This window comes from Burkholderia anthina, from assembly GCF_001547525.1.
GTDB lineage: Bacteria > Pseudomonadota > Gammaproteobacteria > Burkholderiales > Burkholderiaceae > Burkholderia > Burkholderia semiarida.
Genome location: NZ_CM003768.1, coordinates 2,168,750 through 2,180,849, shown reverse-complemented (window position 1 = coordinate 2,180,849; position 12,100 = coordinate 2,168,750). Strand labels below are relative to the sequence as shown.

Below are 12,100 nucleotides of genomic sequence, written 5' to 3'. Positions count from 1 at the left end.
CATGGTTCAAGAAGTTATTGTGACGCAAAACCGCCGGCTTCGCGGCACCTGCGACCCCCGATCGAAACTACGCCTCGATGCGACCCATGCGACCGGTCTGATAGTCGACAACGGCCTGCCGGATCTCTTCCTCGGTATTCATCACGAACGGGCCGTAACGGACGATCGGCTCGTTGAGCGGCACGCCGCCGATCAGCAGCAGGTCGAGCGACGTGTCGGCGGCAGCGAACGTGACGGTGTCGCCGTCGTCGCCGTAGACAATCATGTGTCGTGGGTCGACAGCCTGCCTGTCGGGCCCGTAGAGGCCCGTTCCGTCGATCGGATAGGCAAACACGCGATAACCGGCCGGTACCGGCTGCGTGACCGTTGCGCCGGGCTCCAGCGTGAAATGCTGATAGAGGATCGGCGTGCGCGTCTCGATCGCGGCCTGTACGCCAAACGCTTCGCCGGCGATGACGCGCACGCGCGCGCGACCGTCCGGCGACGTCGCCGTCGGAATGCGAGCGGCCGGAATCTCCTGGTAGCGCGGCGCGATCATCTTGTCGCGGCGCGGCAGGTTGACCCACAGCTGGAAGCCGTGGGAGCGGCCGCCGGCCTGCGCGAACGCCGGGTCCGGCATTTCGCTGTGGACGACGCCGGCCCCGGCCGTCATCCATTGCACGTCGCCCGGGCCGAGCGTGCCGGCATGGCCGGACGAGTCGCGATGGCGGAAGCGTCCGTCGAGCGCGTAGGTCACGGTCTCGAAGCCGCGATGCGGATGGTCGGGCGCGCCCACGGCTTCGCCGGGCGCGTAGTCGACAGGGCCCATTTCATCGAGCAGCAGGAACGGATCGAAATCCATCAGCAGCCGCGTCGGGAACGGGCGGTGAACCACGAAACCGCCGCCTTCGGTGGTGCGAAGCGCGGGGTAGGTGCGATCAAGCGAGCGAGCGGTGGTCATGGGAAGCCCTCGAAATCATCGGAATAGCGTTATTTTCGAAACATAGCGCTATTATATTGGGCGTTTTACCGGTCGATTTGCGGCGGATCGCAATGGATTGTTCTGAAATTGGAACGATGAGATGAATATCGATGCACATAACCTGAACGACCTGATGTACTTCTCGCAGGTCGTCGAACATGGCGGTTTCTCGGCCGCCGAGCGCGTGCTGGGCATCTCGAAATCGCGTCTGTCGCGGCGCCTGACCGAGCTCGAGGCGGCGCTTGGCGTGCGCCTGCTGCAGCGCTCGACGCGCAAGCTCGCGCTGACCGAGGCGGGGGAGCTGTTTTACCAGCATTGCCAGGCGATGCTCGCGGAAGCGCAGGCCGCGATGAACGCCGTGCAGCAGTTGCGCGCGTCGCCGCGCGGCTCGGTACGTGTCAGCGTGCCGGTGACGCTGTCGCAGACGATGCTGTCGCGCATCCTGCCCGAATTCCTGCGCCGCTATCCCGAGGTGAAGGTGCACGTCCGCGTGACGAACCGCGTGATCGACCTGTTCGAGGATTCGATCGACGTCGCGTTGCGCGTGCGCTCGGAGCCGCCGCAGAACGCCAACATCGTCGTGCGGCCGCTGTGGCGTACCGAGCAGATGCTGGTCGGCGCGCCGAGCCTGCTGAGCCAGAATGCACCGCCGCTGGTGCCGGACGACCTGACCGGCTTCGAGACGCTCGATACGCCGAGCGTCGACGGCCGGCACGTCTTCAACCTGATCGCGCCGGACGGGACGCGCCACGTGCACGAGCACGATCCTCGCCTCGTGACGGCCGACCTGATGACGATCCGCGAGGCCGTGCTCGACGGCCTCGGCATCGCGGCGCTGCCGGAGATGATGTACGGCAACGCGCTGCGTGCGGGGCAACTGTCGCCGGTGATGCCGGGCTGGACGCTGCCGGTGCCGCAGTTGTATGCGGTGTTCGTGTCGCGGCAGGGGATGCCGCCCGCGGTACGTGCATTCGTCGATTACCTCGTCGAGAAGCTCGACCATGGCGCGTACAAGGATCCGGGTTGCCCGGAACGCACAAAGAAGGAAGCGGCGGCCGATGTTTCGGCCACCTGAACACGGCGGGCACGACGACGCAAATTTGTTTTGTCATTGAAGCGTCGCCTGCAATCGCAAGTTTCAATCGCCGGAACCTTGAATGCGTGCGCGGGCGAGCCTATATTGAAATCCCATTTCGTGAAGGAAGTTCTGAGCGAAATCAGGTGGCCGCATATATTGTGAGCCAGATAGGGCAGAACGCGCAGTCCGTGCAGACCACGGCAAAGTCGCATTTGCGTTGCTCGAGGCGTAACCGATACCGCCGAAGAGCCCGCCGCCCGAAGGCGCCCGCGTGCGCATGAAAAAAGGCCTTCATCTGGCGATGAAGGCCTTTTACTTTGGGTGCGGCCGGCTAGGTGCGGCCGGCAAGGCGCGCAGTGGCTACCGGCGACGACAGAACGTGCGCGTGTTACTTCGTTTTTGCGCCGGGCTCCGTCACGAAGCCGAGCTTGGTTAAGCCGCCAGCCTGTGCATCCGACATCACTTCCGCGACGTGCTCGTAGGCCACCTTGCGGTCCGCGCGCAGATGCAATTCCGGCTGCGGCGTGCGCTTCGCGGCTTCCGCGATGCGCGCCTGCAATTGTTCGCGCGTGACCGTGTGGTCGTCCCACAGGATCGTGCCGTCACCCTGGATCGCGACGTCGACGGTCTGCGGCTTTTCGTCGACGGGCTGGCTGCTGGCGTGCGGCAGGTCGATCTTCACCGCATGCTGCATCGCCGGGATCGTCACGAGGAAAATGATCAGGAGTACGAGCATGACGTCGACGAGCGGTGTCATGTTGATCTCGCTCATCACGGCATCGTCGTCATCGTCGCTGAAACCGGTGTTCATGGCCATGGTTCACCTCGTCTCAGCTGGCGGTGCGCGATGCGAGACGCAGGCCGTCGCGCGTCGACGACGACGCGAGGCTCGCGCCCGTCACGAAGTACGCGTGCAGACCGTGCGCGAAGCGGCGCAGCTTGCTGACGACACCCTTGTTCGCGCGGATCAGCGCGTTGTAGCCGAGCACTGCGGGAATCGCGACGAACAGGCCGAAGGCCGTCATGATCAGCGATTCGCCGACCGGACCCGCGACCTGGTCGATCGACGTCTGGCCGGTGGCGCCGATCGCGAGCAGCGCGTGATAGATCCCCCAGACCGTGCCGAACAGGCCGACGAACGGCGCGGTGCTGCCGACCGATGCGAGGATCGCGAGGCCGCTCTGCATGCGCGAAATGCCTTCGTCCATCGTGTCCTTCAGGCAGCGCGTGACCCAGTCCGATACGTCCATGCGATCGTGCAGATGCGGTTGCGTGTGATGGTGGTGGTCGACGGCTTCCTTGCCCGACAGCGCGAGCGCGAGGAACGGGTTGTCGTTCGGCGTCGACGCGGCGAGGCCGAGCTTCTTGATGCCGTCGTCGAAATCGTCGGAATGCCAGAAAGCCTGTTCGGCGTTCTTCGTGAGGCGGTTCAGGCGGATCACGTTCCAGCCCTTGATGACGATCACGATCCACGACAGGACCGACATCACGAGCAGCGTGATCGCAATGGCGCGCGTGACGAAATCACCTTGCGCCCAGACGTGCGCGATACCGTAGCTTTGCATTTTTTTGTTTCCTTTGAATCTTCCGGATGAGGCAGGTTAGTCGGTGAGCCCGAAGCTGTAGGGCTGTGTGCGGGCGGCGCGGATCGCCTCGCCGTTCTCGATGTACGGACGGCAGGTGGTCGCGCGCATCGCGTCGAGTGCGGCATCGTCGAGGCGCGGATAGCCGCTGCTCTTCTGCAGATCGATGCTTTCGATCTTGCCGGTCACGCCGACGACGAAGTGGACATAGGCGGTGCCCGATTCGCCGCGGCGTCGCGACATCGACGGATAGTCGGGCTTCACGAAGTTGCATTGGAGCGTCGGCACGTTCTTCGGCGCGCTGACCTGCATCGTTTCGCGCGCCGGGCCCGGCGTGGCGGCCGGTGCGGCGGGCGCGGGCGCGGCCGGAGCGGGTGTCGGATCGGCCGCGGGAGCCGGGGTGGGCGACGGCGCCGGCGACGGCGCGACCGGCTGCGGGGTCGGCTTTGCGGCTTTCTGCACCGGTTTCGGCTCGACCTTCGGCTTCACGCGCGGCACGGGCTTCGGCGGGGCGGGCTGCGGAATCGATTCGGCCGCGACCTGCTGCGCGATCGGCGCAGGCGTGATGAGCTGCGCGGTGATCGTCTGGACCTCGACCGATTTCGGCGGCGGCGCGTTGCGATGGAGCCATGCGGCCGTCAGCATGATCGCGTGTGCGGCTAGCACGCCGACCGCGACGACGATCACTCGGGGATTCATACGTGGTGCAGCCGGCATGGCGCCGGCAGGAGCGAGATGCGAAGCCTGCATGTTAGCTTGAAAGAACGACGCCGCACCCGGGGCGCGGCGGGTGAATCGGCATCACTTGCGGAAGATCAGCAGCGAGATGCAAACGGTGGTTACGAATCCGATCAGCAATTCCATCACAGGCTCCTTGGCAGGTAAGCCGTTGGCTCGCGCAGACGGTGGCTTGCTGACGGTCAAGACAAAAAATGCGGCCCGGGCCGCATGCACACGCTCGGCGCCGCTCAGGCCGCCTTGCGGTCGTAGAACGTGACCGGGATCGGATGAGCATGATGCTCGACACCGCACCGGCTCGCGCAGACGCCTTGCTCGGCCATGAGGTCGCGTACGGACTCCTCGCACTTGCCGCAGCACGTGGCCACGCCGAGCTCGAACTGGAGTTCATCGAAAGAGTTCACGCCCTCCGCGAGGGACGCGCGAATCTTGCGATCGGAAACAGACTTGCACACGCAGACGATCATGATGAGTTGCGATAGCTAACGTTAATGCGAATTATTATCATTAATTTTGCAGGTGTTGACAAGCCTGGGTCGGGCTTTTTTTAAGGTCATCGGACCCTTGAAAGGAAGCGGCGGCTTGGCCGGTGCGGGAGCCCGGCGTGCCGGCCCGCGTCAGGCGGTCGCGCAGGCGTGCGCGTTCGGCGAGGAAATGGTGACGGATTCGACCGGCGCCTCGAGGCCGAGCAGCGTCGACGCGAGCGCGCGCAGTTGCAGGCCGTCGCTCGTCGAGCACAAGCGCGTCGGCGCGGCGTGCGTGCCGGCCGGCGCGCGCAGCCCGCGTTCGTCGAGCACCCGCGCGAGCTGGCGGGCAATGGCATCGCTCGTGTCGACGATCGTCAGGCGCTCGCCAACAATGTCGCGAATCGTTTCTGTGAAGAACGGGTAGTGCGTGCAGCCGAGTACCAGCGTATCGGCGCCGTCGTCGAGCATCGGCTGTATGTAACGCTCGAGCAGTGCCCGTAGTGCGGGCGAGTTCGTGTCGCCGCGCTCGATCGCTTCGACGAGCCCGTGGCCGGGCTGACAGATGAAGCGGCGGCCGGCGCCGTAGCGGTCGAGCAGCGCCTGGAAGCGCGGGCTGTTCAGCGTCGACTGCGTGGCGAGGACGCCCGCGACGCCGGTCGCGGACAGCGCGGCGGCCGGCTTGATGCCCGGCTCGACGCCGACGAGCGGTATCGACAGGCGTTCGCGGATGGCCGCGATCGCCCGAGCCGTTGCCGTGTTGCATGCGATGACGAGCGCTTTCGCGCCTTCGCGCGCGAGCCACTCGCCGATGGCCAGCGTGCGTTCCGTAATGAATGCCTCGTCGCGCGGGCCGTATGGCGCGTGGTGCGAGTCGGCGACGTAGACGAACGATTCGCCGGGCAGGTGCGCGCGCGCGGCGCGCAGCACCGACAGGCCGCCGAGCCCCGAGTCGAAGATGCCGACAGGGGCGGCGGCGTGCGGCGCGCTAGCGGCGGACGGGTGCGTCATCGTCGGGCGGGCGGCGGGCTGGCGGGCAGGGCAGGGCGATTACTCGGCCGAACCCATCATCGTTTGCTGATAGTTCTGCAGGCCGACCTTGCCGATCAGGTCGATCTGCGTTTCGAGCCAGTCGATGTGCTCTTCGGTGTCGTCGAGGATCTTTTCGAAGATCTCGCGCGACACGTAGTCGCGAACCGATTCGCAGTAGGCGATCGCTTCCTTGCAGGTGGACTGCGAGATCTGCTCGAGCTTCAGGTCGCACTTCAGGATCTCTTCGGTTTCCTCGCCGACGAGCAGCTTGTGCAGGTCCTGCAGGTTCGGCAGGCCGTCGAGCATGAACACGCGTTCGATCAGCCAGTCGGCGTGCTTCATTTCGCCGATCGACTCGTCGTATTCGTGCTTGCCGAGCTTGTCGAGGCCCCAGTGCTTGTACATGCGCGCATGCAGGAAGTACTGGTTGATCGCCGTGAGTTCATTCTTCAGTTGGGCGTTCAGATATTCGATGACTTTCTTGTCGCCTTGCATGGCTGTTCCTTGTTCAGTGGAGCTTCAGAAACCGAACGATAATCGCTCGAACGAGAAAAGCCAAGCCTCGAAGCCTTGTCGGGCCTGCCTTTTGCGTGTAATGAGAATCAGCCTTGAATAACCGGCCGCGCACAATAATGAGAATGAGAAGTAAAAAGGCCGGACGCGCGTCCGGCCTTTCGTTCGATCGCGCTTACGCGGCTGCGACCGGGATCTTGCCGATCTTCGCCTGCCATTCCTTCGGACCCGTCTGGTGCACCGACGTGCCCGACGAATCGACGGCAACTGTTACAGGCATGTCCTGCACGTCGAATTCGTAGATCGCTTCCATGCCGAGGTCTTCGAACGCGAGCACCTTCGCGCCGCGAATCGCCTTCGACACGAGGTAGGCGGCGCCGCCGACCGCCATCAGGTAGGCGGCCTTGTGCTTCTTGATCGCGTCGATCGCGACCGGGCCGCGCTCGGCCTTGCCGACCATCGAGATCAGACCCGTCTGAGCGAGCATCGTCTCGGTGAACTTGTCCATGCGCGTGGCCGTCGTCGGGCCAGCCGGGCCGACGACCTCGTCGCGCACCGGATCGACCGGGCCGACGTAGTAGATCACGCGGTTCGTGAAGTCGACGGGCAGCTTCTCGCCCTTCGCGAGCATGTCTGCGATGCGCTTGTGCGCGGCGTCGCGGCCGGTGAGCATCTTGCCCGACAGCAGCAGCGTCTGGCCCGGCGTCCAGCTCGCGACTTCTTCCGGCGTCAGCGTGTTCAGGTCGACGCGCTTGCTGGTTTCCGTGTTCGGTTCCCACTGCACCTTCGGCCAGGCGTCGAGCGACGGCGCTTCAAGCTTGGCCGGGCCCGAGCCGTCGAGCACGAAGTGCGCGTGGCGCGTGGCCGCGCAGTTCGGGATCAGCGCGACCGGCTTCGACGCCGCGTGCGTCGGCGCCGCCATGATCTTCACGTCGAGCACGGTCGCGAGGCCGCCGAGGCCCTGCGCGCCGATGCCGAGCGCGTTGACCTTCTCGTGCAGTTCGACACGCAGTTCCTCGACCCAGTCCTTCGGGCCGCGCGCGATGATTTCCTGGATGTCGATCGGCTCCATCAGCGATTCCTTCGCCATCAGCATCGCCTTCTCGGCGGTGCCGCCGATGCCGATCCCGAGCATGCCCGGCGGGCACCAGCCGGCGCCCATCGTCGGGACCGTCTTCAGCACCCAGTCGACGATCGAATCGGACGGGTTCAGCATCACGAATTTCGACTTGTTTTCCGAGCCGCCGCCCTTCGCCGCGACCTGCACGTCGACCTTGTCGCCCGGCACGATCTCGTAGTGGATCACGGCCGGCGTGTTGTCCTTCGTGTTCTTGCGGGCGCCTTCCGGCGGATTGACGATCGATGCGCGCAGCACGTTGTCCGGGTGCGTGTAACCGCGGCGCACGCCTTCGTTGATCATGTCGGTGAGGCCCATCGTCGCGCCGTCCCAGCGCACGTCCATGCCGACCTTCACGAAGATCGTGACGATGCCGGTGTCCTGGCAGATCGGACGCTTGCCTTCCGCGCACATGCGGCTGTTCGTGAGGATCTGCGCGATCGCGTCCTTCGCCGCCGGGCTCTCTTCCAGCTCGTACGCGCGGCCGAGGGCCTGGATGTAGTCGAGCGGGTGGTAGTAGCTGATGTACTGCAGCGAATCCGCGATGCTCTGGATCAGGTCTTCCTGTTTGATGACGGTCATGGCTGAGACTCTGTGGGGACAGTGGGGAATGCGTTGCCGACGGTTCAGGCCGCCGGTCGGGACGCTGCGGACGCATGCGCCTCGTGGAAATGGGCCGGGTGCGTGTGCGTCGTCAGGCGGTCGACCCACGCCATCACGAGCGCCGACACGAGGAACGACACGTGGATGATCACCTGCCACATGATCGCGTGCGTCGTGTGCTGGTCGGGGTTGATGAACGTCTTCAGCAGGTGGATCGACGAAATGCTGATCAGCGCCATCGACAGCTTGACCTTCAGCACGCCCGCGTTCACGTGGTCGAGCCATTCGGGCTCGTCGGGGTGGCCCTCGATGCCGAGCCGCGACACGAAGGTTTCGTACCCGCCGACGATCACCATGATCAGCAGGTTCGAGATCATCACCACGTCGATCAGGCCGAGCACGGCGAGCATCACGCTGATTTCGTCGAGGCCCGTCGCATGCGACAGCAGGTGCCAGACTTCCTTCAGGAACAGGAACACGTAGACGGCCTGCGCGACGATCAGGCCCAGATAGAGCGGAACCTGGAGCCAGCGGCTCATGAAAATCAGCGCGGGAAGCGGGCGAAGCGGGCGACGGCCAGGATGGCCGGGCGAATGCGGGGCGGACATGTCGGGGTACGGGCGCGGTGCGCAGGTATCGGGGTAATCTTGAAAAGGCGCGCTATTGTAACGCGTCGGCCGGCGCGACTGCAGCGACGCGCCGGCGCCGCGGGGGACGGATCAGGAGGCGGCCGCCGGCACGCGTTTGACGCGCAGGCTCGCGAGCACGATGCCGGCGACGACGCACGCGAGCGCGATGCCGTGCGCGAGCGTCGGGCGCTCGCCGAGGAACGCGATGCCGTACGCGGCTGCCGCAATCGGCAGCACCGCGCTGAACACGCCGGCGAGGCTGCCCGGCACGTGCCGGATGCCCTTCATCCACAGCCAGAACGAGAAGATGCTGGCCGACAACCCGTACCAGACGACGAGCGCCCACGTGCCGGCGGGCACGCTCGCGTAATCGAAGCGCCACAGCGCCGTCGCGCCGAGCGGCAGCATCAGGAACAGGCCGAACAGGTGGGTATACGCGCAGATGTCGATCGGCGCGAGCGTCTGCGTGAGCCGGCGCGACAGGATCACGTAGATCGATTCGCAGCACACCGCGCCGAGAATCAGCAGGTTGCCGGCGAGCGAGCCGGACGCGTCGCCCTGCGCGCCGTGGCCGGCCGCGCTGCCGTTGGCGAGGTTGATCGTCACGACGCCGATGATCGCGAGCGCGATCGACACGAGCGCACGGCCGTTCGGTTTTTCACGGAGGATCAGCCATGCGAACAGCGCGACGATCGCCGGGATCGTGCTGGTGATGACCCCAGCGGCCACCGCGCTCGTACGCTGCACGCCGTTGAGCATCAGCAGCGTGAACATGAAGGTGCCGAAGAACGCCTGCAGGAACAGGTTCAGCCATTCGCCGCGCTTGACCGCGCGCATCTTCGCGGGGCTGAACAGCGGCCACAGCACCGCGATCGCGATCACGAAGCGCAGCGTGGCGAGGATGGCGACGGGGACGAATGCAACGATGGATTTACCGATACCGACGTTGCTGCCGACGAACAGCATCGACAGGATGAGGAAGAGGGCGTAGCGATTCAAGCTGGAATCCGGAAGGCGAGTTCAGTTAGGATTGTAGGGTCGCGGTTGTAACAGCGTAAAGCGGGCCTCGATGCGGCGCCTCGCGCACGAAACGGCCATGCCGCGTAAGTGACGGGTAAGTTGGCGCGCTTATCGTGGAACTGCCGCGCCGCAGGTCACGTTTGCGTGACGTGACTTGATGTGGTGCGGTGCAGCATCGTGCGCAGGCCTTCGCGGCCGCGCGCGGGTGGTGGGAGACAGCGGCGCGCAGCGCCGGCCAGGACGACGCGCGGCGCGCACGATCGCGCCGCCATGCAGAGGATTCATGTTCACCAAGGGGTAGTCGATGTCTGCGATTGAATCGGTTCTTCACGAAACCCGTCAGTTCGCGCCGCCCGCGGCGCTCGAGAAGACGGCGACCATTTCCGGCATGCCGGCCTATCGCGCGCTCGTCGCCGAGGCCGAGCAGGATTACGAAGGCTTCTGGGCGCGGCTCGCGCGCGAAGGCCTCACGTGGCACAAGCCGTTCACCAAGGTGCTCGACGAGCGTAACGCGCCGTTCTACACATGGTTCGACGACGGCGAGCTCAACGCGTCGTACAACTGCCTCGACCGTCACGTCGAAGCCGGCCACGGCGAGCGCGTCGCGGTGATCTTCGAGGCCGACGACGGCACCGTCACCCGCGTCACCTATGCCGATCTCCTCGCACGCGTGTCGCGCTTCGCCAATGCGCTGAAGAAACGCGGGATCGGCAAGGGCGATCGCGTCGTCATCTATATCCCGATGTCGATCGAAGGCATCGTCGCGATGCAGGCCTGCGCGCGCATCGGCGCGACGCACTCGGTCGTGTTCGGCGGCTTCTCCGCGAAATCGCTGAACGAGCGGCTCGTCGACGTCGGCGCCGTGGCGCTCATCACCGCCGACGAACAGGCGCGCGGCGGCAAGACGCTGCCGCTCAAGAGCATCGCCGACGAGGCGATCGCGCTGGGCGGCTGCGAAGCGGTCAAGAGCGTGATCGTCTATCGCCGCACCGGCGGCAAGATCGACTGGCATGCGGGCCGCGACCTGTGGATGCACGAGCTGACCGACGGCGAATCCGACCGCTGCGAGCCGACCTGGGTCGGCGCCGAGCATCCGCTGTTCATCCTGTATACGTCGGGCTCGACCGGCAAGCCGAAGGGCGTGCAGCACAGCACGGGCGGCTACCTGCTGTGGGCCGCGCAGACGATGAAGTGGACCTTCGACTGGAAACCCGACGACGTGTTCTGGTGCACGGCCGACATCGGCTGGGTCACGGGCCACACGTACATCACGTACGGCCCGCTCGCGTGCGGCGGCACGCAGGTCGTGTTCGAGGGCGTGCCGACGTATCCGGACGCCGGGCGCTTCTGGAAGATGATCGGCGACCACAAGGTGACCGTGTTCTACACCGCGCCGACCGCGATCCGTTCGCTGATCAAGGCGGCCGAAGCCGACGACAAGGTTCATCCGAAGAGCTATGACCTGTCGAGCCTGCGCATCATCGGCACGGTTGGCGAGCCGATCAATCCGGAAGCGTGGATGTGGTACCACAAGCACGTCGGCCACGAGCGCTGCCCGGTCGTCGATACGTGGTGGCAGACCGAAACCGGCGGCCACATGATCACGCCGCTGCCGGGCGCGACGCCGACCGTGCCGGGTTCGTGCACGCTGCCGCTGCCGGGCATCATGGCCGCGGTGGTCGACGAGACGGGCCAGGACGTGCCGAACGGGCAAGGCGGGATTCTGGTCGTCAAGCGTCCGTGGCCCGCGATGATCCGCACGATCTGGGGCGATCCGGAGCGCTTCAAGAAGAGTTACTACCCGGAAGAACTCGGCGGCACGCTCTATCTGGCTGGCGACGGCACCGTGCGCGACAAGGAGACCGGCTACTTCACGATCATGGGCCGGATCGACGACGTGCTGAACGTGTCGGGCCACCGGCTGGGCACGATGGAGATCGAATCGGCACTGGTGTCGCACGAACTCGTGGCGGAGGCGGCGGTGGTCGGTCGCCCGGACGACACGACGGGCGAGGCGGTCGTGGCATTCGTGGTGCTGAAGCGTTCGCGCCCGGAAGGCGACGAAGCGGCGGCGCTCGCGAAGGCGCTGCGCGACTGGGTCGGCAAGCAGATCGGGCCGATCGCGAAGCCGAAGGACATCCGCTTCGGCGACAACCTGCCGAAGACGCGCTCGGGCAAGATCATGCGGCGCCTCTTGCGCTCGCTCGCGAAGGGCGAGGCGATCACGCAGGATACGTCCACGCTCGAGAATCCGGCCATCCTCGAGCAACTCACCGAAGTGCGCTGAGCGCCTGCCGGTTGCGCGTCACGCGCACGAGCCCCTGCGCGGCAATCCCGATTGCCCGCGCAGGGGCTTTTTGCT

Annotated in this window: 12 protein-coding genes; 2 read left to right on the top strand and 10 right to left on the bottom strand. The window is 65.7% G+C overall.

Annotation, left to right across the window (positions count from 1 at the left end; genetic code table 11):
- Positions 1-67 precede the first annotated feature (67 nt).
- A complete protein-coding gene (locus tag WS64_RS09995) occupies positions 68-940 on the bottom strand; it encodes a pirin family protein (RefSeq protein WP_059642290.1) in 873 nt (290 codons plus the stop codon).
- A gap of 121 nt (positions 941-1,061) precedes the next feature.
- On the opposite strand from WS64_RS09995, the gene WS64_RS09990 reads away from it, so the two are divergent.
- Positions 1,062-2,036, top strand: a complete 975-nt coding sequence (locus WS64_RS09990; RefSeq protein WP_060966374.1) for a LysR family transcriptional regulator — start codon at positions 1,062-1,064, stop codon at positions 2,034-2,036.
- 391 nt (positions 2,037-2,427) lie between these two features.
- Here WS64_RS09990 and WS64_RS09985 read toward each other — a convergent pair whose 3' ends face one another.
- The 9 genes from WS64_RS09985 to WS64_RS09945 form a co-directional block, all read right to left on the bottom strand.
- Positions 2,428-2,856, bottom strand: a complete 429-nt coding sequence (locus WS64_RS09985) for an ExbD/TolR family protein (protein ID WP_059583550.1) — start codon at positions 2,854-2,856, stop codon at positions 2,428-2,430.
- A 13-nt stretch (positions 2,857-2,869) separates the two neighbouring features.
- A complete protein-coding gene (locus WS64_RS09980; RefSeq protein WP_059642283.1) occupies positions 2,870-3,604 on the bottom strand; it encodes a MotA/TolQ/ExbB proton channel family protein in 735 nt (244 codons plus the stop codon).
- 36 nt (positions 3,605-3,640) lie between these two features.
- Entirely contained in the window at positions 3,641-4,372 is a 732-nt protein-coding gene (locus WS64_RS09975; protein ID WP_059642280.1) for an energy transducer TonB, read from the bottom strand.
- Positions 4,373-4,590: 218 nt separating this feature from the next.
- Positions 4,591-4,827: a (2Fe-2S)-binding protein gene (locus tag WS64_RS09970; protein ID WP_006482749.1), complete on the bottom strand. Its 237-nt coding sequence runs from the start codon at positions 4,825-4,827 to the stop codon at positions 4,591-4,593.
- A 150-nt stretch (positions 4,828-4,977) separates the two neighbouring features.
- A complete protein-coding gene (gene murI, locus WS64_RS09965) occupies positions 4,978-5,835 on the bottom strand; it encodes a glutamate racemase (RefSeq protein WP_059583556.1) in 858 nt (285 codons plus the stop codon).
- 39 nt (positions 5,836-5,874) lie between these two features.
- Positions 5,875-6,351 (bottom strand): bacterioferritin, encoded by a 477-nt coding sequence (bfr, locus tag WS64_RS09960; protein ID WP_006478315.1) that lies wholly within the window; start codon positions 6,349-6,351, stop codon positions 5,875-5,877.
- Positions 6,352-6,544: 193 nt separating this feature from the next.
- A complete protein-coding gene (locus WS64_RS09955) occupies positions 6,545-8,068 on the bottom strand; it encodes a fumarate hydratase (RefSeq protein ID WP_034183495.1) in 1,524 nt (507 codons plus the stop codon).
- A gap of 44 nt (positions 8,069-8,112) precedes the next feature.
- A complete protein-coding gene (locus tag WS64_RS09950) occupies positions 8,113-8,697 on the bottom strand; it encodes a TIGR00645 family protein (protein WP_059583558.1) in 585 nt (194 codons plus the stop codon).
- Between the two features lie 111 nt (positions 8,698-8,808).
- The gene (locus WS64_RS09945; protein WP_059642269.1) at positions 8,809-9,717 is read right to left on the bottom strand and encodes a DMT family transporter; all 909 of its coding nucleotides are present in this window, start codon (positions 9,715-9,717) and stop codon (positions 8,809-8,811) included.
- Between the two features lie 325 nt (positions 9,718-10,042).
- Between WS64_RS09945 and acs the strand changes: the two genes are divergently transcribed.
- Positions 10,043-12,025 (top strand): acetate--CoA ligase, encoded by a 1,983-nt coding sequence (gene acs, locus WS64_RS09940; protein WP_060966373.1) that lies wholly within the window; start codon positions 10,043-10,045, stop codon positions 12,023-12,025.
- Positions 12,026-12,100: the final 75 nt, after the last annotated feature.

Bases quoted from the DNA above. Each gene is read 5' to 3' on its own strand.
- WS64_RS09995 (WP_059642290.1), bottom strand. From the start codon at position 940: ATGACCACCGCTCGCTCGCTTGATCGCACCTACCCCGCGCTTCGCACC.
- WS64_RS09990 (WP_060966374.1), top strand. From the start codon at position 1,062: ATGAATATCGATGCACATAACCTGAACGACCTGATGTACTTCTCGCAG.
- WS64_RS09985 (WP_059583550.1), bottom strand. From the start codon at position 2,856: ATGGCCATGAACACCGGTTTCAGCGACGATGACGACGATGCCGTGATG.
- WS64_RS09980 (WP_059642283.1), bottom strand. From the start codon at position 3,604: ATGCAAAGCTACGGTATCGCGCACGTCTGGGCGCAAGGTGATTTCGTC.
- WS64_RS09975 (WP_059642280.1), bottom strand. From the start codon at position 4,372: ATGCAGGCTTCGCATCTCGCTCCTGCCGGCGCCATGCCGGCTGCACCA.
- WS64_RS09970 (WP_006482749.1), bottom strand. From the start codon at position 4,827: ATGATCGTCTGCGTGTGCAAGTCTGTTTCCGATCGCAAGATTCGCGCG.
- murI (WP_059583556.1), bottom strand. From the start codon at position 5,835: ATGACGCACCCGTCCGCCGCTAGCGCGCCGCACGCCGCCGCCCCTGTC.
- bfr (WP_006478315.1), bottom strand. From the start codon at position 6,351: ATGCAAGGCGACAAGAAAGTCATCGAATATCTGAACGCCCAACTGAAG.
- WS64_RS09955 (WP_034183495.1), bottom strand. From the start codon at position 8,068: ATGACCGTCATCAAACAGGAAGACCTGATCCAGAGCATCGCGGATTCG.
- WS64_RS09950 (WP_059583558.1), bottom strand. From the start codon at position 8,697: ATGTCCGCCCCGCATTCGCCCGGCCATCCTGGCCGTCGCCCGCTTCGC.
- acs (WP_060966373.1), top strand. From the start codon at position 10,043: ATGTCTGCGATTGAATCGGTTCTTCACGAAACCCGTCAGTTCGCGCCG.